The following is a 25,493-nucleotide window of genomic DNA, read 5'->3' on the forward strand; positions in this document are numbered from 1 at the left end:
AAATAAGATGCATGAAAAAAGCCAGCAACTTGCGTTACTGGCTTACTAAAATCGTCAACGTATTTTAGGACGAGACACCGCTTAGCAGCGATACACGTTAGTCAATTAAGCTAGAGAAGCTTTAACCTGTGCGTGCAGTTCTTGAACTGAAGTTACTGACGTTTTCGCGTCTGCAGTGTGCGCCATACAAGTCGCAAATGCAGCATTTAGCGTAGTCGTGTAGTTCACTTTCTCAGCCAATGCGCCACGACGAAGAACTTTCGAATCTTCAATCGCTTGACGGCCAGCAGCAGTGTTCACGATGTACGTGTACTCGTTGTTCTTGATACGGTCAAGAATGTGAGGACGACCTTCGTGTACCTTGTTTACTAGACGTGGGTTGATACCCGCTTCACCAAGGATAACCGCAGTACCGTGTGTTGCGTCTAGCTGGTAACCAAGCTTAGATAGCTTAGATGCTAGGTCAACAACGCGCTCTTTGTCGCCTTCGCGAACAGAAAGAAGTGCACGGCCGCCTTCTGGGTAGATGTTGCCACAACCCAATTCAGCTTTAGAGTATGCTTCAGCAAACGTTGCACCAACACCCATAACCTCACCAGTAGAGCGCATTTCTGGGCCTAATAGTGGGTCAACACCAGGGAATTTGTTGAACGGAAGAACAACTTCTTTCACTGAGTAGTATGGTGGAATGATTTCTTTCGTAAAGCCTTGAGACTCTAGCGATTGACCTGTCATAACACGAGCTGCAATCTTAGCGACTGCTGCGCCTGTTGCCTTCGATACGAACGGTACTGTACGTGCTGCACGAGGGTTAACTTCGATTAGGTACACTTCGTTGTTCTTAACAGCAAACTGCGTATTCATTAGACCACGAACACCCAACTCGAACGCTAGCTTTTCAACTTGCTCACGCATTACGTCTTGGATTTCTTGGCTTAGCGTGTAAGCAGGAAGAGAACATGCTGAGTCACCAGAGTGAACACCCGCTTGTTCGATATGCTCCATGATACCCGCAATAACAACGCGCTCACCGTCACAAATCGCATCAACGTCGACTTCAATTGCATCATCTAGGAAGCTATCAAGTAGTACTGGAGATTCGTTTGAAACACTTACTGCTTCGTTGAAGTAGCGACGTAAGTCTTGCTCGTCGTATACGATTTCCATCGCACGACCACCAAGAACATAAGAAGGACGAACAACTAATGGGAAGCCGATTTCGCGAGATTTCTCTACCGCTTGCTCCATTGTTGTAACTGTCGCGTTTTCTGGTTGTAGAAGACCAAGACGGTCAACAGCAACTTGGAAACGCTCACGGTCTTCTGCACGGTCGATTGCGTCTGGGCTAGTACCAATGATTGGTACGCCAGCAGCTTCAAGCTCACGAGCCAGTTTCAGTGGTGTTTGACCACCGTACTGAACGATAACGCCTTTTGGCTTCTCAACACGAACGATTGCGAGTACGTCTTCCAGAGTTACTGGTTCAAAGTACAGACGGTCAGATGTATCGTAGTCTGTCGAAACTGTCTCAGGGTTACAGTTAACCATGATTGTTTCGTAGCCATCTTCACGTAGTGCTAGAGATGCATGTACACAACAGTAATCGAATTCAATACCTTGGCCGATACGGTTTGGACCGCCGCCTAAGATCATGATTTTCTCTTTGTCTGTTGGGTTCGATTCACATTCGTCATCGTAAGATGAGTACATGTAAGCCGTATCAGAAGAGAACTCAGCCGCACACGTATCTACGCGCTTGTAGACTGGGTGAATATCGTATTGGTCACGTAGACGACGAATTTCACTTTCAGCCACACCTAGAATCTTAGACAGGCGAGCATCAGCAAAACCTTTACGCTTAAGCTTCATTAGCTCGTCTTTATTCAGACCAGCAAAGCCTTTCGCTTTAAGTTCTTGCTCTAGTTTTACGATGTCTTCGATTTGAACTAGGAACCAGCGGTCAATTTGCGTTAGGTTGAATACACCATCAACTGACATACCAGCACGGAAAGCGTCTGCGATGTACCAAATACGGTCAGAACCAGCTTCTTTAAGCTCATGGCGAATCGTCGTTAGAGCGTCAGGTGCATCTAGGTCAACCATTTCGTCAAAACCAGTTGCGCCAACTTCTAGACCGCGAAGTGCTTTCTGTAGAGATTCTTGTTGGTTACGGCCGATAGCCATAACTTCACCAACCGACTTCATTTGCGTCGTTAGACGGTCGTTAGCACCTGCAAATTTCTCGAAGTTAAAACGAGGAATCTTAGTTACTACGTAGTCGATTGTTGGTTCGAATGATGCTGGTGTTGCGCCGCCAGTGATGTCATTCATTAGCTCGTCTAGCGTAAAGCCAACAGCCAGTTTCGCTGCAATCTTAGCGATTGGGAAACCTGTTGCTTTAGAAGCAAGTGCAGAAGAACGAGATACACGTGGGTTCATCTCGATGATAACCATACGGCCATCTTTCGGGTTGATACCAAACTGTACGTTTGAACCACCTGTTTCAACACCAATCTCACGCAGTACCGCTAGAGAAGCGTTACGCATTAGTTGGTATTCTTTGTCTGTCAGCGTTTGAGCCGGAGCCACTGTGATCGAGTCACCAGTGTGAATGCCCATTGGGTCAAAGTTTTCAATCGCACATACGATGATGCAGTTGTCGTTCTTGTCGCGAACCACTTCCATCTCGTACTCTTTCCAACCGATAAGTGATTCATCGATAAGAAGTTCGTTGGTTGGAGATAGGTCCAAACCACGACGACAGATTTCTTCAAATTCTTCTTTGTTATAAGCGATACCACCGCCTGTACCACCCATCGTAAACGATGGACGAATGATACAAGGGAAACCAACCATTTCTTGAACTTTGTAAGCTTCTTCCATCGTTTTCGCTGTATCAGCCGTTGGACACTCAAGACCAATCGATTTCATTGCTTTATCAAAACGAGAGCGGTCTTCAGCTTTATCGATAGCGTCAGCAGTTGCGCCAATCATCTCTACGCCGAATTCTTCAAGTACGCCGTATTTTTCTAAATCTAACGCACAGTTAAGTGCAGTTTGGCCGCCCATTGTCGGTAGAACTGCATCTGGCTTCTCTTTAGCGATGATGTTACGAACCACTTCCCATTGGATAGGTTCGATGTAAGTCGCATCAGCCATGTCTGGGTCAGTCATGATTGTCGCTGGGTTCGAGTTTACAAGAATAACTCGGTAACCTTCTTCGCGAAGTGCTTTACAAGCTTGAGCACCAGAGTAATCAAACTCACATGCTTGACCGATAACAATCGGACCAGCACCTAGAATTAGAACACTTTTAATGTCAGTACGTTTTGGCATTATCTACTACTCCGGATTACGCTTTGTCTTGTTTGTTTGCAACAGACTGGTTAATTAATTCAATGAAGTGGTCGAATAGCGGTGCCGCATCTTCTGGACCTGGGCTTGCTTCTGGGTGACCTTGGAAGCTAAATGCTGGCTTATCTGTACGGTGGATACCTTGTAGAGAACCATCAAATAGAGACTTATGAGTCGCTCGTAATGTCTCTGGAAGCGTATCTTCGTCAGCAGCAAAGCCGTGGTTTTGTGAAGTAATCATCACAACATCACGATCTAAATCTTTAACCGGGTGGTTTGCACCGTGGTGACCAAACTTCATTTTCACTGTCTTAGCGCCTGACGCAAGAGCAAGAATCTGGTGACCTAGACAGATACCAAAGATTGGTAAACCTTTTTCTAGGAACACTTTTGTTGCTTCAATTGCGTAAGTACATGGTTCTGGGTCACCAGGGCCATTTGAAAGGAAAACACCATCAGGGTTCAGAGCGAGTACTTCTTCTGCTGAAGTTTCAGCAGGAACAACCGTTAGGCGGCAGCCGCGGTCAACAAGCATTCGTAAGATGTTTCGTTTTGCGCCGAAGTCATAAGCAACAACGTGGTATGGCAATTCAGAGTCTGCTTTCGCTTCAGGAAGTCCACCCGTAAGCGTCCACGAACCTTGTTTCCATTGATACGCTTCTTTTGTTGTAACTTCTTTCGCAAGGTCCATACCTTTCAGGCCAGGGAATTCTTTTGCTTTAGCTAGAGCCAAAGCTTCGTCTAAATTTCCGTCGTTTACTGAAGAGCCCGCTACGATACAACCGTTTTGAGCACCTTTTTCACGAAGAATACGCGTCAGCTTACGAGTATCGATATCAGCGATACCAACAACGTTTTGCGACTTAAGGTAATCAGAAAGGGATTGTTCATTACGGAAATTAGAAGCGATTAGAGGGAGATCGCGAATCACAAGGCCTTGAGCATGGATTGAAGAAGATTCTTCATCTTCGGAATTGGTTCCGGTATTGCCAATGTGAGGGTAAGTAAGGGTAACGATTTGCTGAGAATAGGAAGGATCAGTGAGGATTTCTTGGTACCCCGTCATCGAGGTATTAAAAACGACTTCACCAACTGCAGAACCTACAGCGCCAATGGCTTCACCGTGAAATACTGTCCCATCTTCTAGGACGAGTAGTGCTGACTTCTTCAAGACAACCTCCAGAAATAAAAATGCATTAAAATTGATTTAATTTGCAAATCTACCTTCCTGCAACACCAAAAACTGCGTGTTTATGGAAATTAGACAAATTGGCGGTATTCTAGTGATCTGCGTGATACGTGTCAACATTTAACGCAAAAGAAATTAAACATTTGTAAGAACTAATTCAATTTCCTTTACCAAAGCTTCAAAAGTTCAACTTTCATACTCAATTAATAGGAATATTACGATTTTCTAATTTTCACCCGTCATTTTAGCTAACCATAGAGTGCCAAAAATATCAGCAACAAAACGCAATCGATAAATACCAAGAGAAAACATGATAATTTAAAGATCTAAAACAAAAAACACACTAAAGCCTGCATAAATAGCATAAAAATAGAGGGCAAATGGCGATAAGAAGAAAGTAGAAGGAAGATCATAGAAGAGGGATTATTAAGGAAAAGCCACCAAATAAAAAAAGCGCCGGCAATTGCCAGCGCATAAATATCTATTTACAGGTCATTCAAACCAAGGACATCCGTCATGGTATAAAAGCCTGCTGGCTTGTCATTTAGCCAAACAGCTGCCTTTATCGCACCATTAGCAAAGGTCATTCTATCCGTTGCTTTATGGGTAATTTCAACGCGCTCACCAATATCAGCAAACATTGCGGTATGCTCGCCAATGATGTCACCGGCACGAATCGTCGCAAAGCCGATCTCATCTTTGGTACGCTCGCCAGTAATACCTTCACGTGACCATACAGCGACATCGTTTAGATCATTGCCCATCGCACCAGCAATAGCTTCGCCCATACCAATCGCAGTGCCTGACGGCGCATCGACTTTATGGCGATGGTGAGCCTCAACGATCTCAACATCACAATAATCGCCCATCACTTTAGCGGCCTTTTCTAGCAGCTTGAACACTAGGTTTACACCAACGCTGTAGTTAGGAGCCATTACGATAGGCATCTCTTTTGACGCCGCATCAATCACCTGTTTCTCTTCTTCAGAGAAACCTGTCGTACCGATAATTAGCTTCTTTCCGTGACGTTTACAAAGTTCAATATTCGCTAATGTGCTCACAGGTGCGGTAAAGTCGACGATCACGTCAAACTCTTCAATCGCTTTCGAAAGGTCATCGACTAGAGCTACATCAAAACGGCCTTCACCGCATAACTCGCCAACATCAACACCGACCAAAGATGACTCTGGGCGCTCTGAACCAGCGCCAACGCTTGCTTCTGAATTTTGGTGAGCGGCTTTCACCAAGTTACGACCCATACGGCCAGCTGCTCCTGCAATTGCAATTCTTACCACTGCGAATATCTCCATTGTTTTGGTTACCGTCACTGCTCATCTGTCGCAGCAACGTTCATTCGATTAATCTCTTTAAACTAACAACAATCTCAAACTCAGGCTAGCAATTACGAAAACTCTTTTATTACTCGCTCTAAAATGGGCACATTCGCTTCAGGGAATGCGTATTGGTTCAATGATTCAAGATCGACCCATTCACCTTGTTGCCCTTCTTTACCATAAGGCTGTTGCTCGAAATCAGTCACAAGAATGAAATCAAACTTAAGCGACTTGTCGCTGTAATCAAATTCAAGGTGCTCAAACAGAGACTGATCTGTCACCTTAATGCCAATCTCTTCATCAAGTTCACGAGCCATCGCCTGCTCAATGGTTTCGCCCGCTTCTACTTTACCACCAGGGAATTCCCAGAAACCGCCTTTGTGCTTGTCGTCTGGGCGTTTAGTGATAAAGACCTGTGACTTATCTTGGTTGAAGATAATACCTGCGACAATATGGATTCTTTTCATATGATGATGTTCCTTAATAAAACGCTTCGCTCAAGCAGCCCCTGAATACGCCATCCTCAAGAAGGAGCAACGACTGAGTTGGGAAGCTAATACAACAACCTTAAGCCAAACTATCAAACAAGATTCCCTACTGCGCTCGTTCCTCGCTATAGGGAATGACGACTTTCCTTTCGACAAAAAGATAAGTCATGAAATTTACATACAAAAAGAGCCGCCTAAGCGACTCTTTTTAATAGCAGTAAGTTTTTATGAAGCTAAGTTGTAACGTGTTAAGTGCAAGGAGGAGACACGGAGCTTACGTTAGTAAGTGAGTACCTCCGACACTGCAATTATCCGTTACAGCGAAGATTCACCAAACTTAGTCAATTTTACCGTGACACTGTTTGTATTTTTTACCACTTCCACATGGACATGGTTCGTTACGACCCACTTTACGCTCATCACGTACTACCGTTTGTGGAGATGCTGCATCCGCTTCATCGTCAGCTAGCTGGTTTTCAGCCGTTGCGTGTTGTGCTTGTGCACGACGCGCCGCTTGTTCAGCTTGAGCTTGACGTTGAGCTTCCATCTTTTCAACTTCTTCTTGTTGCTGAACGCGAACTTTAGAAAGGATGGTTACAACATCTGTTTTCAGTACATCGAGTAGGCCTTCAAACAGTTCAAACGACTCGCGCTTGTACTCTTGTTTCGGGTTCTTCTGAGCATAACCACGTAAGTGGATACCTTGGCGAAGGTGATCCATCGCAGCCAAGTGCTCTTTCCAAAGACCGTCTAGCGTTTGTAGCATCACAGACTTCTCGAAGTTACGCAGTACTTGAGCACCAACCACTTCTTCTTTCTGTTTGTACGAATCTACCGCCATACCAAGAATACGCTCACGCAATGCTTCTTCATAAAGCTTGTCGTCTTCGTCTAACCAACCTTGAATATCAAAGTCTAGGTCGAAGTCATTCTTCAGACGATCTTGCAGACCCGCGATATCCCACATGTCTTCAAGAGATTGAGGAGCGATGTATTCATCAATGACTGACGCAAGTACATCTTCGCGGTTGTGTTCGATCATCTCGCTGATGTCATCAGAACTCATCAGTTCATCACGTAGCTCATAAACAACCTTACGTTGGTCATTGGCTACGTCATCGTACTCAAGAAGCTGCTTACGGATGTCGAAGTTGCGACCTTCCACTTTACGTTGAGCTTTTTCAATTGAGCGAGATAACATCTTAGATTCAATCGCTTCGCCTTCGTCCATACCACTTTGGATAAGACCAGCCATACGATCAGATGTAAAGATACGTAGTAGAGAGTCTTCCATTGATAGGTAGAAACGAGAAGAACCTGCATCACCTTGACGACCAGAACGACCACGTAGCTGGTTATCGATACGGCGAGATTCATGACGCTCAGTACCAATGATGTGCAGACCACCTGACTCAAGAACTGTATCGTGGACAACTCTCCAGTCAGCTTTGATCTTGTCGATCTGCTCTTTCGTTGGATTATCTAGCTTCTCAATTTGTGCCTGCCAGCTACCACCTAACACGATATCGGTACCACGACCTGCCATGTTAGTTGCGATAGTTACCGCACTCGGCATACCAGCTTGCGCAACGATCTCAGCTTCCATCTCGTGGAACTTAGCATTTAGTACGTTGTGCTTAATTTTTGCTTTTTTCAGTGCGTTAGACAGCAGTTCAGATTTCTCGATAGAAACCGTACCAACCAGTGATGGCTGACCAGCCGCAACACGGTCTTTGATGTCTTCAATGATCGCATTGAACTTGTCTTCTTCAGTACGATAAACCACATCTGGCATATCGTTACGAACCATAGGCTTGTTGGTTGGGATAACCACCGTTTCTAGGCCGTAGATAGACTGGAATTCGAAAGCTTCAGTATCAGCAGTACCTGTCATGCCTGACAGTTTTTCGTACAATCGGAAGAAGTTCTGGAATGTAATCGATGCTAGCGTTTGGTTTTCATTTTGAATCTTCACACCTTCTTTAGCTTCAACAGCTTGGTGTAAACCTTCAGACCAACGACGACCTGGCATAGTACGACCAGTATGTTCATCAACGATAACCACTTCGCCTTCTTCAGTAACGATGTAGTCGACGTTTTTCTCAAACAATACGTGTGCACGAAGCGCAGCATTCACATGGTGCAATAGGCTGATATTGGTTGGAGAATAAAGTGTGTCACCCTCTTCCATCAAGCCGTTTTTGACCATTAGTTCTTCTACAAATTCTTGACCGTTTTCAGTCAGGTGAACCTGTTTTGATTTTTCGTCCATGGTGTAGTGACCTTCACCACGGTACTCTTCTGAATCTTCTTTATCTTGACGCTCTAGAGAAGGAATTAGAGTGTTAATGCGCGTATAAAGGTCAGAACTATCTTCAGCTGGGCCAGAGATAATTAACGGAGTACGAGCTTCATCAATTAAGATTGAGTCAACCTCATCGACTACAGCAAAGAAGCGCTCACGTTGAACTCGGTCTTCAGCACGGAAAGCCATGTTGTCACGCAGGTAATCAAAACCAAACTCGTTGTTTGTTCCGTATAGGATGTCAGCTTGGTACGCTTCTTTTTTCTCTGGCGGAGCCATGTTTGCCACATTCACGCCAACAGTCATGCCAAGGAATTCAAATAATGGACGGTTTGTTTCCGCATCACGCTTCGCTAGGTAATCGTTCACCGTTATTACGTGAACACCTTTGCTTGGTAACGCGTTTAGATAAGCTGGTAGGGTTGCGGTAAGTGTCTTACCTTCACCAGTACGCATCTCTGCAATTTGGCCAGCATTTAGAACCATGCCACCAATCATTTGCACGTCAAAGTGACGCATGCCGTAAACACGCTTCGACGCTTCACGTACCGTAGCGAATGCTTCAGGTAGAAGTTGATCTAACGATTCACCTTTATCTAAGCGCTCACGAAACTCAACCGTTTTTGCTTTTAGCTCTTCATCAGAAAGTGCTTCAAACGTTGGTTCGTAGTTATTAATTTCTTTTACAATTTTTCTAAGGCGGCGCAGTGTTCTGTCATTGCGACTGCCAATTACCTTTGTCAGCAGCTTAGTAATCATGTGCTTGGAATCTCTTCGTTCTCAGATCGTCCGCGATCTATTTTAAATGCCGTCAGTCTCTACTAGCTATGAACTAGTCTTCAGTTACTAACCAAGGATACTGAGATAAATCTAGTATCTTTGATATTGTACTTGAGAGTAGAGTTTTCAAGGCTTGAGTTAAAATTAATGCCCTTTAGTGTAAGTAATTTTCACACTAACGACCATTTAGAACACCATTTGTTTGATGTGCTTGGAACTTTTCTTTCTAATTGCTGATGGATTAAGCAGACTGTAGCCCATTGGCCAGCAATTTCCGGAGGTTAACGACACTGTATCTGGAAAATAGATACAAAAAAACCAGGCCGATGGCCTGGTTTTTGAAATCTTATATTGTTGTAAACAACAATTACGCTAGAACCATACCCGGTTCTGCGAAAGCAACTGGAGAGCCAGCTTCTTCTTCGAATGTTGCCCACTCCCAAGCTTCTGCGTCAGCAAGAACTGCGCGTAAAAGTTGGTTATTTAGGCCGTGACCTGATTTGTATGCACGGAACTCACCAATAATAGCGTGTCCACACATGTAAAGGTCACCAATCGCATCCAATACTTTATGAGTGACAAACTCATTGTCGAAACGAAGGCCTTCTTCATTAAGAATTCGGTATTCGTCCAGTACGATAGCATTATCAAAGCTACCGCCAAGTACTAGGTTTTGAGACTGAAGGTACTCAATATCGCGCATGAAACCGAAAGTACGAGCGCGAGAAATCTGCTTCACAAAACCTTGTGATGAGAAATCAAACAACAAACGTTGCTCATCGGATTCAATTGCAGGGTGGTTAAAGTCGATCTCAAAGTCCATACGGAAGCCGTTAAATGGAACAAACTCTGCCCACTTATCGCCATCTTCAAAACGGATAGGCTTTTTGATTCGAATAAAACGTTTCGCTGCATTCAGTGTTTCTACACCCGCTTGCTGTAGCAAGTATACGAATGGGCTTGCGCTACCATCCATAATTGGAATTTCTGGAGCATCGACTTCAACAATAATGTTGTCGATACCCATTCCAGCTAGAGCTGCGTTAAGGTGTTCCACTGTAGAGATACGTATGCCTTCGTCATTAACAAGAGCAGTACATAACATAGTGTCACGAACTGATGCTGGATCAGCTGGGAAATCTACAGGTGGATTGACATCTGTACGACGATAAACAATACCTGTATTTGCAGCTGCCGGACGAAGAGTAAGTGTGACTTTACGACCAGAGTGGAGACCCACACCAGTTGTTTTCACAATTTCTTTCAGAGTACGTTGTCTGATCATCTGCTTGCCTCGTTATCAGTGCTACAAATCACGGTCAGTATTTACCAACCGCGAATTTTACCATTAATTCGACGATAGTCAAATTTTGGGTATTTGTTAATCAGCCTGACGTCGTAAAAATGCTGGAATATCTAAATATCCGCTCTCTTTCTCAGCTTTAGGTGCTGCACTTTGGCTAGCGCCTGTACCCGAAGAAACAGGTGACGTTGTTGGCTGTGGTTTAACTTGAGGTTTTACCTCAGTTTTTTCCTGCAATGGCTGTGCCACTTTCTCTTCCACTTTTGCTGCCGTTTGAACAGCAACTTGAGGTTGAGGCGTTGGCGCTACTTTTGCTTTACCACCAGCAACTAAAGTAATGTCTGGTTTTTTCTCTGTGCCGATACCTGTTGCAACAACAGTTACACGGATTTCATCCGTCATATCAGGGTCTAGAGAGGTACCAATAACAACCGTTGCGTTATCAGAAGCGAATGCCTTAACTGTATTACCCACAGTTTCGAATTCATCTAAACGCATATCTAGGCCTGCAGTGATGTTCACAAGAACGCCACGCGCGCCAGCTAGGTCGATGTCTTCTAGTAATGGGCTAGAAATTGCCGTTTCAGCAGCTTCTTCAGCACGGTCTTCACCTTTTGCGATACCGCTACCCATCATTGCATGACCCATTTCCGACATCACAGTGCGAACATCCGCGAAATCGACGTTAATCATACCAGGGCGAGTAATTAGCTCAGCGATACCTTGTACAGCGTTTTTAAGTACATCATTTGCACTTGCGAAAGCTTCTAGCAGTGTTACGCCACGGCCAAGTACTTTAAGTAGCTTTTCATTTGGAATCGTAATTAAAGAATCCACATGTTTAGAAAGCTCTTCGATACCTTGCTCAGCAAACGCTAAACGCTTTTTGCCTTCAAAGCTAAATGGCTTAGTTACAACAGCAACCGTTAGCACACCCAGCTCTTTCGCAACTTCAGCAATAACTGGAGCAGCACCTGTACCTGTACCACCGCCCATACCAGCTGCGATAAATACCATATCGGCGCCAGTTAGAACTTCTTTAATTCTTTCTCGATCTTCGAGAGCTGCATCACGGCCTACTTGTGGATTTGCACCAGCGCCCAAACCTTTAGTGATATCACCACCAATTTGGATCACGCTGCTCACGCTCGTTTTACGAAGGGCTTGTGCATCAGTATTAACACTGATGAACTCTACGCCTTCGATCGATTCACGTACCATGTGCTCAACAGCATTACCGCCACCGCCACCAACTCCAACGACTTTAATTACTGCATCGTCAGACATTTCCATCATCGGTTCAAACATGTGTTATCTCCGTTTTTTCCTGCAACTCAGGTTAAAACTCTTTTTGTATCCAATTACGCAATTTACCAAACAAGCCTGACATAGAAGGTGCTGAACGCTTAGGTTCGCTGTAATCACCCTCATCACTTATCTGACAATCTCTTGCGTAATGAAGTAAACCAACCGCCGTAGAATGATACGGCTCTTTAACATAGTCAGTTAAGCCACTAACTTCTAACGGCTTACCAACTCGAACTTGATTGCGGAAAACACGTTCCGCACACTCTACCAATCCGTCAATTTGTGCCGCTCCACCAGTGAGAACGACGCCAGCTGCAAGGTGGTGTTTAATACCTTCATCTCGTAGCTGTAATTGAACCGTATCAATAGTTTGGTTAACGAGACCCATAAGTTCAGTGTAACGTGGTTCAATCACTTCCGACAAAGTTTGTCTTTGCAAACTTCTCGATGGACGGCCACCTACACTAGGGACGTTAACAGAATCATCCTTGCTTACGAGTTCACTCAGAGCGCAACCGTGGTTTACTTTTATCTCTTCAGCATCGCTCACTGGCGTGCCGAAAGCGAAGGCAATATCACTGGTTACTGCATTTCCTGCGTAGGAAAAGACTTCTGTGTGTCGCAATGCGCCGCCAGTCCAAATGGAAATATCCATCGTACCAGCACCAATATCAACAACACATACTCCAAGCTCTCTCTCGTCGTCAGTAATTACCGCATTGCTTGAGGCAAGTCCTGAAAACACGATTTGTTCTACAGTGAGACCACATCGTTCAACAGCTTTAATAATGTTTCTCGCCATGTCGCTGTGGCAAGAAATTAGATGAACACTGACTTCCATTCGAACACCAGATAAACCAAGTGGATTCTTGATCCCCTCTTGATAATCGATGGTAAATTCTTGTGGAATCACGTGCAGAATTCTCTGCTCATCACCTATTTTAATTGATTTCGCGGTATGGATCGCTCGATCCATATCGTCTTGAGACACCTCTTCATCAGAAATAGTGCCCATGCCTTTTTCAATTCGGCTTGCGATATGTTTGCCCGATAGCGAGATAAACACATTGCTGATTTGGCATTCCGCCATCAACTCTGCTTGATCAATGGCTCGCTGAACTGACTTCACTACCGACTCTAGGTCGTTTACACCACCTTTATCCATACCTCTGGATGGGCTTTGCCCTGAACCAATGATATTGATTTGACCATCAGGCAATATTTCACCAACTAGAGCTGATATGGTCGCAGTGCCTATATCAAGACCAACGATTATGTTGTCATCTGCGGTCTTAGTCATCTGTGCTCTCTTCTAACTCTTGCTCTGGAAACCAGCCTACAGCGGCTCCCGTATCATACCTGAGGTCGATGTAGCTCACTTGATTCGCTTTACTACCAAGTTCGTTGTAAAGCGAAATGAAGCGTTCAACACGCTCATCTAAAGAATCTTTACCTAGTTCTAAACGGATACCGTTATCTAGGATTATTTGCCAAGCGCGACGCTCATTGAGAACGAGCGAGGTAACGGTTAACCCTAGATTGTTAATCAAAGGAGTTATTTGTCGCCACTTTTCTATCACTTTTTGGCTGGTGCCGTCTGGGCCGTAAAGCTTGACTCGATCGCCCTTCAAAAGACCGATATCACCATTAAACACCTGACCATTATCATTCAACAGCATGTTACCGTTCCAGATTGCTGCTGCATGATACTCAGTCAAAAATACTTTTATTGTGTCTGGCCACTGCTTACGAATGGACACCACTGAAACCCAAGGTAACGCTTCTAAACTGTCTTGCAACACACCGATGTCTTGCGACATGAACGTTCCAATATGCTCTAGCTCGCCAAAGGCATGTTGAACATCACCAGCAGTTACGTAAGTTAAGTCGCCTTGAAGTACTATTTTGGAGAGAGGCAATCGCTGATCGTCCCACATCCAAGTCAGTGTGGTATAGAAAAGAAATCCAATGAATAGCAGTACCATGACAAAAAAAGACCCGCCTACAGCGTGTTTCTTTAGCGATGGTAAACTGAATAGGTGGCGGTTTTCGCTAAAAGTACTTTCTACCAAAGCCCGCATTCCCTGTCGTTGGTTCGCAATTCTATTCCCTATCTTCGTAATAGAGGTAAAAGCACTTACTTTAACCTATGAATTATACTGAGCAAAATCAAACTATCAAACGTTGATAATAAGATTTTTGGTCAATTTTAGGTCAATCGCAAGAAGTGAGCGATCAACCACAGTCTGTATACAGTATTCTGTTACGCGTTTTGCATCTTATTAATGTCTAATTGTAGCGATTCAAGTTGCTTCGCTACACGACCAACATCACCAGCACCCTGTGTTAAAACAAGGTCTCCGCCTTGAATAACGTTGGCTAAAACCGACGGCAGCGTGTTGATATCAGCAACAAAGATGGGATCAATCTTACCACGCCCACGAATAGTTCGACTTAACGAGCGTCCGTCAGCCCCTGCAATAGGTTTCTCACCGGCAGAATAAACATCTAACAGAATAAGCACATCAACCTGCTCAAGAACGTTCGCGAAGTCATCATACAGATCGCGAGTGCGGCTATAACGGTGCGGTTGGAAGATCATCACAAGACGTTTATCAGTCCAACCACTTCGTGCAGCTTGAATGGTGACATCAACTTCGGTTGGGTGATGGCCGTAATCATCGACCAGCATTGCAACACCCTTACCCGTTTCATATTCACCAAGGTGATCGAAACGACGGCCAGTGCCTTCCGTTCCAGCCATCGCTTTTAGAATCGCTTCATCGCTGATGTCATCTTCTGTCGCAACGGCGATCGCTGCAGAAGCATTCAGGGCGTTATGGCGACCGGGAATGTTCAACGTAATATCGAGATTGGCTTTACCTTTGCGAACAACCGTAAACTTGCCTTGCTGACCCTGTTGTACATAGTTTTCAATGCGGATATCAGCGTCTTCTGAGAAGCCGTAGGTAATCACTTGACGACTAACTTGAGGGATAAGCTCACGCACTACCGGATCATCAACACACATTACAGCCTGACCATAGAATGGCAGGTTGTGTAAGAAATCAATAAACGTCTGCTTTAGCGTTTCGAAATCGCCACCGTAGGTATCCATATGATCCGCTTCAATGTTAGTCACAATACTAACCATTGGTTGCAGGTGTAAGAATGACGCGTCACTTTCATCGGCTTCAGCGATAAGAATACGACTCGAACCTAGGCGAGCATTGGTACCAACACTTTTTACCAAACCACCGTTTACGAAAGTTGGATCTAAACCCGCTTCCGAATATATTTGTGTCACTAGCGCGGTCGTAGTGGTTTTACCGTGCGTACCTGCCACAGCAATGCCATGACGAAAACGCATCAGCTCAGCCAGCATTTCTGCACGACGAACGATAGGTGTACGCGCTTCACGAGCAGCAATAATCTCTGGGTTTTCTTCGTTGATAGCGGTTGAAACCACCACCACACTTGCATCAGCAACGTTACTTGCTTGGTGGCCGATGTAAACGGTAGCACCCTTGCTAACTAAACGATCGGTCACTGGGTTTTGAGCAATATCAGAACCCGTGATCTGGTAGCCTTCATTAAGCAAGACTTCAGCAATCCCGCTCATTCCTGCGCCACCAATACCGATGAAGTGGATAGATTTAACACGGCGCATCTCTGGCACCATTGCACGGATTTGCGCTAAGTCTTGGGTATGTTCAATCGTCATCAATTCAATCTCATTATTTTGCTAAAGCTTTAATCGCTTCAGCGACGGTCACATCAGCATCAAGCTTGGCTGCTTGACGAGCTTTTGTTGCCATCATTTTTAATTCATTTCTATCAAGCTGAGCAATCGTGTTCGCTAGCTTATCAGCCGTCAATTGAGGCTGTTCAATCATTAACGCTGCGCCACATTCAACTAGGTGATCGGCATTCAACGCTTGCTGTCTGTCTTTATGCATAAACGGAACGAAGATAGAACCCACACCGGCTGCAGACACTTCTGATACGGTTAATGCACCTGAGCGACACACTAATAGATCTGCCCACTCATAAGCTTGCGCCACATCATCAATAAATTCAGTCACTTGAACATTATCAACAGAATGTGATTTGTATTGTTCAATCACTTGCTGTTGATTGTTTTTACCGGCTTGGTGCATCACAGTAAAACCAACGCCTAACTGAGCCAATGTTACAGGCAGAGTATCGTTAAGAATTTTAGCACCTTGGCTGCCACCCATAACTAGGATTCGAATATCGCCGTCACGCTCTGCCATGCGTTGCTCGGGTTCTGCTAAGGCAACAACATCTTCACGTACTGGGTTCCCCACAACTTCTGCGGCAGGGAAAGCACCAGGAAAGGCTTGGAATACCTTTTTCGCAATTTTAGATAGCCATTGGTTGGTTAAACCCGCCACGGCATTTTGTTCATGAAGAACCACGGGAATACCGGATAGCCATGCCGCAATGCCACCGGGGCCACTCACGTAACCACCCATTCCAAGCACCACATCTGGTTGCCATGCTTTGATGTGCTGTCTTGCTTGAAGTATGGCATTAATAATCTGGAATGGCGCTTTAATTAGCTTGCTAATGCCTTGACCACGCAGGCCTTTCACCTTAATGAAGTCGATCTCAATACCATGCTTTGGCACTAAATCCGCTTCCATTCTGTCTGCGGTTCCTAACCAGCGAATTTCCCAACCTTGTTGCTGAAGCTTTTTCGCCACCGCTAACCCTGGGAAAACGTGACCACCAGTTCCACCAGCCATCACTAAAAGTTTTTTGTTTTGTTTCATCACGTTAGATTCTTATTCTACTAATTCGTTTTGATTGTCGGCTTGTTCTTTTTGTTGCATTCGGCATTCGTGATCGATACGCAGCAGCATAGAAACCGCTACTGACATCACGATAAGGCTTGAACCACCGTAACTGATAAGCGGCAGGGTTAGACCTTTGGTCGGAACAATACCCGATGCAGCACCTACGTTAACAAGCGTCTGAAAAGCAAACCAAATACCAATACCAAAGGCAAGATAACCACTGAATAACTGGTCGTTCTCGAAGGCTTTTTTGCCAATTAAAATGGCTTTAAGCACCAAACTAAAAATAAGGACCAGCACTAAGGTCACGCCAACAAAACCCAACTCTTCAGCCAATACCGCAAACACAAAATCGGTATGTGCTTCTGGTAAATATTCTAACTTCTGAACCGAGTTTCCAAGGCCTTGCCCCATCCAATCACCACGACCAAATGCCATTAGCGATTGAGTTAACTGGTAGCCACTGCCAAACGGGTCATTCCACGGTTCCCAAAATGAGGTAACACGTCGAACACGATAGGGCTCAATAACAATCAAGCCGACGACTGCGGCAATACCCGCCACCATCAAGGCAATAAACTGTGAAAGCTTGGCTCCTGCGATAAATAACATTCCGAACAAGGTCACCAGCATTACAACTACTGTACCTAAATCGGGCTGTCCAAGTAGTAACACAGCAAAAGCACCGAATACCATGATCGGTTTACCAAAGCCACCGAAGAAGGTTTTTCTCACTTCGTCTTGTTTACGAACTAAATAACCCGCCATAAAGATAAACAGCGACAACTTAGCGACTTCAGCGGGTTGTAAGTTAAATAATCCAAGAGGGATCCAGCGCGATGCACCGTTAACCGACTTACCGACAGCCAATACCACGACCAGCAAAAAGAAGGATAAACCCAATAAGTACATACTGTATTGAAACCAACGTTTCATTGGAATTTGCAATATGACGCTGGATACGATTAACGCCAACACAAGGAAAATGGCATGGCGGAACATAAAGTGAAACGGCTGATCAGTTAAACGAGCACTGATTGGGAACGAAGCCGACGTTACCATTACCAAGCCCGTCAGCATCAGTCCAAGAGCAATCCATACCAACTGACGATCGTAGAGCGCCTCTGGTGTGGCACGGTTTAGCCATTGCCAAATGGATTGATTAATCTCTTTCACTCTTTGCACTGAATGTTAGTCCTTCAACACGTTAGGCATACTCATGGGCAAGGTCAGTGAACGCATCACCTCTCGCCATGAAGTTATTAAATTGATCGAAGCTCGCACACGCTGGAGACAACATCACCATATCACCGGCAACTAACTGCTTCGAAACACTCTCGATAATGTCACGCATGGTATCAAACGTCTTAGCCGATGGATGCAATGGCATAAATTGCGCGGCATCTTCACCGAAGCAACACAGTTGAACACGCTCTAACTGTGACAACACAGGTTCAAGCTCACTAAAATCCGCGCCCTTACCTACACCACCCACCAGAAGATACAAGGTGCCTTGATATTCTAAGCCCGACAGAGCCGCTAATGTACTGGCTACGTTGGTTGCTTTCGAGTCGTTAACCCACTTAATAGAACGCTTATCAGCCACCACTTGGCAACGATGCGTTAAACCGTTGTAGGCCTTCAGAGCTTCAAGGCTTTTGCTGTAATCAATACCGACTTGTTTAAGCAGTGCTAGCGAGACTAGCGCATTTGCCACATTGTGACGTCCAACCAATGTTAAATCTTGAGTAGGAAGTACTGGCTTGCTGTTATCCACTAGCCATTCAGTACCATCAATCGTCGCCACACCAAACTCTTGGTCGTCGAGTCCGAATGTCACTAATGGCATGCTGTGGTCAGGATAAGTCTCTTTGTCTTCGCGGTTTACAATCGCGTACTGAGCGTTGTTAAAAATTCTTAATTTGGCGTCACGGTAATCGGCCATGCCTTGATAGCGATCCATATGATCTTCTGACAAGTTCAAAAAGGCCGCCGCTGCAAGGTTTAGACTGGATGTTGTCTCTAGCTGAAAGCTTGAAAGCTCAAGGACATATAAATCAGCATCAAGCTCAAGAAGGTCTAAGGCAGGAATACCGATGTTGCCACCAACACCAACGTTAAGACCAGCAGCCTTTGCAAGTACACCCGTTAGATCGGTCACTGTGCTCTTGCCATTGGAACCTGTGATAGCCACAACAGGTTTGTCTACCGCCCAGCCAAACAGTTCAATATCGCCAACAACCGGAGTTCCCGCTTGAATAACATCTTGTATTTCAGGCGTCGCTAAGGCGATACCTGGGTTAGCAATCACCAAATCAGCTTCCGCTAACCATTGGCTATTCCAACTTCCAGAATGCAGTTCTACCGATTCAGGTAAAGATTCCTTTCCTGGTGGTAGCTCTCGAGTATCAATGACCTTCACATGAGTATGAGGCTGATATTTTACGAGATGTTTAACGACAGAGAGCCCGGTAATACCGAGCCCCACAACCACTACATTTTGAATATTTTGCCAACGTTCCATTTAAACAAGATGCTCTTAATAGTTTTAAAGAGCCCCTACTCAGAGGCTCACATAGGATTAACGAACTTTCAGTGTCGCTAGACCAACCAGTACTAATACCATAGAGATGATCCAAAAGCGCACGATTACACGCGGCTCTGGCCAACCTTTAAGTTCATAGTGGTGGTGAATCGGTGCCATGCGGAAAATACGCTGACCACGTAATTTGTAAGAGCCCACCTGCAGAATCACTGACAGAGTCTCCATTACAAACACACCGCCCATGATAACCAGTACCAACTCTTGGCGAACTAACACCGCGATCACACCCAGTGCACCACCAAGCGCTAGTGAGCCAACATCGCCCATGAATACTTGCGCTGGGTAAGTGTTGAACCATAGGAAGCCAAGTCCGGCACCGACGATAGCAGTACATACCACAACCAGTTCAGATGTGTATGGAATGTATGGAATGTGTAGATATGCTGCAAAGTTAACGTTACCTGTTGCCCAAGCAATCACAGCAAAACCAGCAGCAACCATAACCGTTGGCATAATGGCCAAGCCGTCTAGGCCGTCTGTTAAGTTCACAGCGTTACTGGTACCCACAATAACAAAATAAGTCAGTACGATGTACAATAAACCTAATTGTGGCATCACATCTTTAAAGAAAGGAACCACCAATTGAGTTGCTGCAGTATCGTGCCCGTGAGCATACAGAGCAAATGCCACAACCAATGCAATAGCCGATTGCCAGAAGTACTTCCAGCGAGCAATCAAGCCATCGGTGTTCTTACGAACCACTTTACGGTAGTCATCAACAAAACCGACCGCGCCATAACCAGCAAGTACAACTAATACAGCCCATACATAAGGATTGGAAAGATCAGCCCACATCAATACCGTAATAATGATCGCAGCTAGGATCATCACGCCACCCATGGTTGGTGTACCACGTTTGCTAAAGTGAGATTCAGGGCCGTCATTACGAACAACTTGGCCAATTTGTAGCATTTGCAGACGCTCAATTAAACGAGGTCCCATCCACAGCGACAGACATAAAGCCGTCAAAATACTCGCGATTGCACGAAACGATAGGTATTCGAACAAACGGAAAAAAGAAAGGTGTGGCTGTAGTAGCTCTGCAAGCCAAATTATCATGAAAAGTTCTCCTTTAAAGCAGCGGCTATTTTACTCATTCCTGCACTATTCGCGCCTTTTACCAACAAGGTATGTGACGCGTTTTCTGGCAAGCGTAAGTGCTGCTCTATGTGCGCTATCATCGCTTGATGCGTTGCAAAGTGGGTACCGTTACAGACCTCACTAATCACCTTGGTATCATCACCGTAAGTGAGTACATGCTCAAAAGCGAATGGGGCAGCATATTCACCGACTTGACGGTGAAGTGCAAGACTTTCGTCGCCTAATTCAGCCATATTGCCTAAAATCAACCAACGTTGACCTTTGAAGCTCGACAGCAGTTTGGCTGCCGCCTTCATCGCGGGTACGCTGGCGTTATAACTGTCATCTATCAGCTTGATATTCTGACTTAATTGTTGAACCTCAACTCGTCCTTTAACCGAGATAAGATTCGCTAAACCACTTTTTATTTCATCAAGCGTTGCGCCAAATTGAATGCTCAACGCTGCAGCCGCCAACGCGTTCGCCACGTTATGCTGACCAATAATACCAAGTTCAACAGCCGTAGCACCTTGTGGTGTTTGCATATCAAAGCAAGCTTCGCCTTGGTCGTTAATTTTGATATTTTCAGCAAAATAATCGGCTTCACGACTACCTTCAGAAAATGTCAGCACCGCTTTATCCGCAAGTACTTCATTCCAAAAATCACCACCGTTGCTCTCTAAATTAACAATAGCAGTATCACCAGCAGCAAGCCCCTGAAAAATTTCACCTTTCGCTTGTTTCACACCATCAATCGAACCAAAGCCTTCTAAATGAGCCGCGGCTACATTATTAACTAAGGCAACTTGTGGCTTCACTAGCTGAGTGGTATAGGCAATTTCACCAATATGGTTAGCGCCCAGTTCGATCACAGCATAGTCATCATTGGGTTCACTGCGTAACAAGGTCAAAGGCACACCAATATCATTATTGAAGTTACCCGCCGTAAACAGCACCTTGCCACGTTGCTGTAAAATGCTCGCCACCATCTCTTTAACGGTCGTTTTGCCACAGCTGCCTGTAATCGCCATCGTTGGCACATCACATTGTTTGTGAATCCAAGCACTTAGTTCACCTAAAGCAAGTTTAGTGTCTTCGACAACAACTTGAGTAATATTTAGGTCAAGTTTTCGTTCGACTAACAACGCGCTCGCGTTTGCTTCAACGGCTTGATGGCAAAAGTCATGCGCGTCGAAACGCTCTCCAACAATAGCGACAAACAAGGCGCCTTCTTCAACGGTACGAGTATCCGTTGAAACTGCATTGATTACGTTATTGTTCGAGTTGTCCGCTTTAATCAGCTCACCACTGACCACGGAGCAGATTTGCTCAAGTGATACATCAATCATTATGAAATACCTAAAAGTTGAAGCGCAGACTCTCGGTCTGAGTAATGTACCGTTTTGTCTTTCAATACTTGGTAATCCTCATGGCCTTTACCAGCCAGAAGAATAATGTCATCGCTGCCTGCCTGCTCAAGCGCAAACTTAACGGCTTGATAGCGTTCGTGTTCGACAAACGCGGCTTCAGGTTTACTTAAGCCAGCCAGCATGTCTTTGACTATCAGTGCCGGTTCTTCGCTGCGAGGGTTATCATCTGAAATAATGATTTTATCGGCGAACTGCTCTGCGGTTGCTGCCATCATTGGGCGCTTACCAGTGTCGCGATCTCCACCACAACCAAAGATTGCCCACAGTTTACCGGAGCAATGCACGCGCAGTGCTGTCAATGCTTTCTCTAGCGCATCGGGCGTATGAGCATAATCGACAACCACCTTGGCTTTGCTCGGAACTTGGAAAAGCTCCATTCGGCCAATCACAGGTTGAAGCTGAGGCGCAGTGTCGACCAAGATTTGCTTTTCGATACCCAAAGAAAGCAAAGTAGCAAAAGCAACCAGTACGTTTGATGCGTTGAACTGACCAATCAGTGGAACAGAAAGCTTCCCTTGCCCCCAGCTACCATCGAAAGAGAGCTTGATACCGGTTTCTGCATAAGCGACATCAGATGCCCACACCGACTGTTGATAGCCCGTTAGCGGTAACAGTGACACTGCAATAGCATTGGATAAATCCGGCATCCAAGCTTTACCCACTTCGTCATCCACATTGATCACTGCGTGCTTGCATTTGTGTTGAGTAAACAGGCTCTTCTTAGCCAATGCGTACTCTTCCATCGTGCCGTGGTAATCAAGATGATCACGACTCAAGTTAGTAAATACACCTACCTCAAAGTCCAAAGCCTTTACTCGACCTTGCACCAAACCGTGAGAAGAGATTTCCATTGCCGTGTAGATAGCTTTTTCTGCAGCTAACTCACTCAGTGTGCGCTGTATTTCGATGGCACTGCCTGTAGTGTTCGCTGCGGTTTTTAGATTGTCTAAGAAACCATTACCTGTCGTGCCCATTACCGCTGAGCGTTGACCGACGAGATCAAGCCATTGAGCAATCAATTGGGTGATGGTGGTTTTGCCATTGGTGCCGGTAACACCAATCAACTTAGTCGCTTGGGACGAGTAAACACGACCAGCTAACTCAGATAGCACCAAGTTAAGGTTGTTAATGTAAATAACAGGGACAGTATCCAACCATTCAATCAGACCATGAGGCTTTTCAGCATCGGCCTGTGCAATAACAGCATGAGCTCCCAGTGCGACCGCTTTGTCGATAAAACGACGGCCATCAACAGCATGTCCGACTACGGCAACAAAAATATCACCTTCCTTGATGGCTCGGCTATCTAGCTCCAATTGCTCAACAGCAATCGACTCCAGTTCAGGTGAACTAAAGTCTCCCCAAGGAGAAAGTAAAGATGACAGCGTGAGGCTATTACTCATATTGAATCCTGATTAACTCTATTCTTGAAACTTATTTTCATCAGCGGGGACGTTCATTATTTGCAGTGCGCCCTTCATGATTTCAGAAAAGACGGGGGCTGCGACTGAACCACCATAGTAAAGGTCGCCTTGAGGCTCGTTGACCACAACAACCAATGCCACTCTTGGATCACTAACTGGAGCAAAGCCTGCGGTAACCGCGATGTATTCATCACTGTAGCCGCCAGCTTCAGCCTTACGAGAGGTACCCGTTTTGGCTGCAACGCGGTAACCCGGAACGGCAGCTCTTGTCGCCGTACCACCTTTTTGAGTCACCCCTTCTAGCATATTCAAAACCAGTTCAGCGTTCTCGCGCTTGATGATTTGCTTAGAAAAATCTTGGTCGTTACTCTTAATAATATGAATCGGCTCATACAAACCTTTGTTAGCTAACGTCGCATAGGCATGTGCCAACTGCATCGGCGTAACAGACAAGCCATAACCGAACGCTAAGGTGGCAATTTCAAACTTTGACCAACGACGGCGATTCGGGAAAATACCGCTCGTTTCACCAACCAAATTCAGCCCAGACATCTCGCCTAGACCAACCGAACTGTACATCCCAAGCAAGGCTTCAAGTGGCATGTTAAGCGCCAATTTAGCAACACCGATGTTACTCGACTTCTTGAGGATCAGCGCTAAGTCAGCCTTACCGACTTTAGAAGAATCTCGTACACGACTACCACCGATCTGCATAATGCCATTGCCAGTATCAATCACGATATCTGGGTCTGCAGTGCCGTTCTCCAGCGCCGCCAAAACCACAAAAGGTTTCACGGTCGAGCCAGGTTCCATTGCATCAGTCAGAACGCGGTTACGCATCTTAAAGCTTTGTAAGTCAGCTCGGTTATTCGGATTATAAGAAGGGGCATTAACCATGGCTAACACGGCACCCGTTTTCACATCGAGTAATACCGCAGAGCCTGAAGTCGCCTTGTGATCGGCCACGGCCTGCTTAATCGCTCGATAAGCAATGGCTTGTAATCGTTGATCGATCGTTAATTCGAGTGGTTTGCCTTCTTCACGCTCTTCTAAAGCAATGTTTTCAACAACGCGTCCATAGCGATCTTTACGAATCGTCCGCTTACCTGCTTCACCCGTGAGCCATTTGTCATAGCTGCGTTCAACGCCTTCTAAACCGTGCCCGTCAATTCCGGTAACACCGATAAGGTGTGCACTGACTTCGCCTGCGGGGTAGTAACGTCGAGATTCCGCTTTCAGGCCAACACCCACCAGCTTTAGTTCACGAATATACTTAGCCATCGCTGGGCTAACTTGTCTTTGTAGGTAAACAAATCGGCGGGATTTGTTGCTAGAGATCTTGTCGATCATCGATTGTCGTTCTAAGCCAAGTACATCAGCTAACGCATACCAACGATCAATCTGGGCCATACCATTTTTATCGAAAATCGTTTTCGGGTCGGCCCATACCGCCTCAACTGGAACACTCACAGCAAGCGGTTCGCCATTGCGGTCTGAGATAATGCCGCGGGCAGAAGGAATAGCCTTAACACGTACCGAGCGAAGATCGCCCTGACGGATTAAGTTATCTGGTTCAATAATTTGGATGTAAGCCACACGACCAACGAGTGCAGCAAAGGCAAGAAACACGAAAGCAATAACGACGTTGAAACGCCATTTAATAAGAATTGGATCCGAATCCTTTTCGCTCTTCACTCGCTCTTTCGTTGATTTCTTAACGGGTTTGGCGGGTGATTTTTCCTTTTTACCGGTCATTTCAGTGTGATCACAACTTCTTTGTCAGAGTCTGGACGTTTCATGTCGAGCTCTCGTTTTGCCGATGCTTGAACGCGGCTATGTTCAGCCAAAGCCGTCTCTTCAAGCATTAAATTTCGCCACTCATCATCAAGCTGTTCTCGTTCCACTAATGCCATGTCTTTTTTCGTGATCGCCTGACGTGAATTATGTGTCGTAAGAACGACCCCCATCGCACTCGCAAAGATACAGATAAGAAGTACCAATGGAACCTTGCCCACGGATATCAAATCAAAAAATATTATCTTGGCTAAGTTAGGCTTGGAGGTCTTCATT

18 protein-coding genes are annotated in these 25,493 nt (G+C 45.4%); all 18 read right to left on the reverse strand.

What is annotated here, in order from left to right; translation table 11 throughout:
- Positions 1-105 precede the first annotated feature (105 nt).
- The gene (gene carB / locus NX845_RS16555; RefSeq protein ID WP_260257007.1) at positions 106-3,336 is read right to left on the reverse strand and encodes a carbamoyl-phosphate synthase large subunit; all 3,231 of its coding nucleotides are present in this window, start codon (positions 3,334-3,336) and stop codon (positions 106-108) included.
- 16 nt (positions 3,337-3,352) lie between these two features.
- Positions 3,353-4,525 (reverse strand): glutamine-hydrolyzing carbamoyl-phosphate synthase small subunit, encoded by a 1,173-nt coding sequence (gene carA, locus NX845_RS16560; RefSeq protein WP_017077691.1) that lies wholly within the window; start codon positions 4,523-4,525, stop codon positions 3,353-3,355.
- A 503-nt stretch (positions 4,526-5,028) separates the two neighbouring features.
- A complete protein-coding gene (gene dapB, locus NX845_RS16565; protein WP_004734972.1) occupies positions 5,029-5,853 on the reverse strand; it encodes a 4-hydroxy-tetrahydrodipicolinate reductase in 825 nt (274 codons plus the stop codon).
- 92 nt (positions 5,854-5,945) lie between these two features.
- Positions 5,946-6,344 (reverse strand): 8-oxo-dGTP diphosphatase MutT, encoded by a 399-nt coding sequence (gene mutT / locus NX845_RS16570; RefSeq protein ID WP_102510835.1) that lies wholly within the window; start codon positions 6,342-6,344, stop codon positions 5,946-5,948.
- A 358-nt stretch (positions 6,345-6,702) separates the two neighbouring features.
- Positions 6,703-9,429 carry a preprotein translocase subunit SecA gene (secA, locus tag NX845_RS16575; RefSeq protein WP_017077687.1) on the reverse strand — a complete coding sequence of 909 codons (2,727 nt, stop codon included), beginning with the start codon at positions 9,427-9,429 and terminating at the stop codon, positions 6,703-6,705.
- Between the two features lie 388 nt (positions 9,430-9,817).
- A complete protein-coding gene (gene lpxC / locus NX845_RS16580; RefSeq protein WP_017080243.1) occupies positions 9,818-10,735 on the reverse strand; it encodes a UDP-3-O-acyl-N-acetylglucosamine deacetylase in 918 nt (305 codons plus the stop codon).
- Positions 10,736-10,831: 96 nt separating this feature from the next.
- Positions 10,832-12,061, reverse strand: coding sequence for a cell division protein FtsZ (gene ftsZ / locus NX845_RS16585; RefSeq protein WP_017084771.1), 1,230 nt, complete (start codon positions 12,059-12,061; stop codon positions 10,832-10,834).
- Positions 12,062-12,092: 31 nt separating this feature from the next.
- Positions 12,093-13,361, reverse strand: coding sequence for a cell division protein FtsA (gene ftsA, locus NX845_RS16590; RefSeq protein WP_004729844.1), 1,269 nt, complete (start codon positions 13,359-13,361; stop codon positions 12,093-12,095).
- Complete coding sequence (locus NX845_RS16595) at positions 13,354-14,046, reverse strand: cell division protein FtsQ/DivIB (RefSeq protein ID WP_004729846.1); 693 nt, start codon at positions 14,044-14,046, stop codon at positions 13,354-13,356. Before NX845_RS16595 ends, ftsA begins: the two co-directional genes overlap by 8 nt.
- A gap of 278 nt (positions 14,047-14,324) precedes the next feature.
- The gene (murC, locus tag NX845_RS16600) at positions 14,325-15,785 is read right to left on the reverse strand and encodes a UDP-N-acetylmuramate--L-alanine ligase (protein ID WP_017084769.1); all 1,461 of its coding nucleotides are present in this window, start codon (positions 15,783-15,785) and stop codon (positions 14,325-14,327) included.
- 13 nt (positions 15,786-15,798) lie between these two features.
- On the reverse strand, positions 15,799-16,860 hold the full coding sequence (murG, locus tag NX845_RS16605) for an undecaprenyldiphospho-muramoylpentapeptide beta-N-acetylglucosaminyltransferase (RefSeq protein ID WP_260257008.1): 1,062 nt from the start codon (positions 16,858-16,860) through the stop codon (positions 15,799-15,801).
- A 12-nt stretch (positions 16,861-16,872) separates the two neighbouring features.
- A complete protein-coding gene (gene ftsW, locus NX845_RS16610) occupies positions 16,873-18,069 on the reverse strand; it encodes a cell division protein FtsW (RefSeq protein WP_017091317.1) in 1,197 nt (398 codons plus the stop codon).
- A gap of 22 nt (positions 18,070-18,091) precedes the next feature.
- A complete protein-coding gene (gene murD / locus NX845_RS16615) occupies positions 18,092-19,408 on the reverse strand; it encodes a UDP-N-acetylmuramoyl-L-alanine--D-glutamate ligase (RefSeq protein WP_017084767.1) in 1,317 nt (438 codons plus the stop codon).
- A 57-nt stretch (positions 19,409-19,465) separates the two neighbouring features.
- Complete coding sequence (gene mraY / locus NX845_RS16620; protein ID WP_004735991.1) at positions 19,466-20,548, reverse strand: phospho-N-acetylmuramoyl-pentapeptide-transferase; 1,083 nt, start codon at positions 20,546-20,548, stop codon at positions 19,466-19,468.
- Entirely contained in the window at positions 20,545-21,918 is a 1,374-nt protein-coding gene (murF, locus tag NX845_RS16625; protein WP_260257009.1) for a UDP-N-acetylmuramoyl-tripeptide--D-alanyl-D-alanine ligase, read from the reverse strand. Before murF ends, mraY begins: the two co-directional genes overlap by 4 nt.
- Positions 21,918-23,402, reverse strand: a complete 1,485-nt coding sequence (gene murE, locus NX845_RS16630; protein ID WP_260257010.1) for a UDP-N-acetylmuramoyl-L-alanyl-D-glutamate--2,6-diaminopimelate ligase — start codon at positions 23,400-23,402, stop codon at positions 21,918-21,920. The genes murF and murE overlap by 1 nt, the downstream gene beginning before the upstream one ends.
- Before the next feature lie 18 nt (positions 23,403-23,420).
- Positions 23,421-25,178: a peptidoglycan glycosyltransferase FtsI gene (locus tag NX845_RS16635; RefSeq protein WP_004735994.1), complete on the reverse strand. Its 1,758-nt coding sequence runs from the start codon at positions 25,176-25,178 to the stop codon at positions 23,421-23,423.
- A complete protein-coding gene (gene ftsL, locus NX845_RS16640) occupies positions 25,175-25,492 on the reverse strand; it encodes a cell division protein FtsL (protein WP_004735995.1) in 318 nt (105 codons plus the stop codon). Before ftsL ends, NX845_RS16635 begins: the two co-directional genes overlap by 4 nt.
- Position 25,493 lies beyond the last annotated feature (1 nt).

It is taken from the genome of Vibrio sp. NC2 (assembly GCF_025195005.1).
In the GTDB taxonomy this organism is placed as follows: Bacteria; Pseudomonadota; Gammaproteobacteria; order Enterobacterales; family Vibrionaceae; genus Vibrio; species Vibrio splendidus.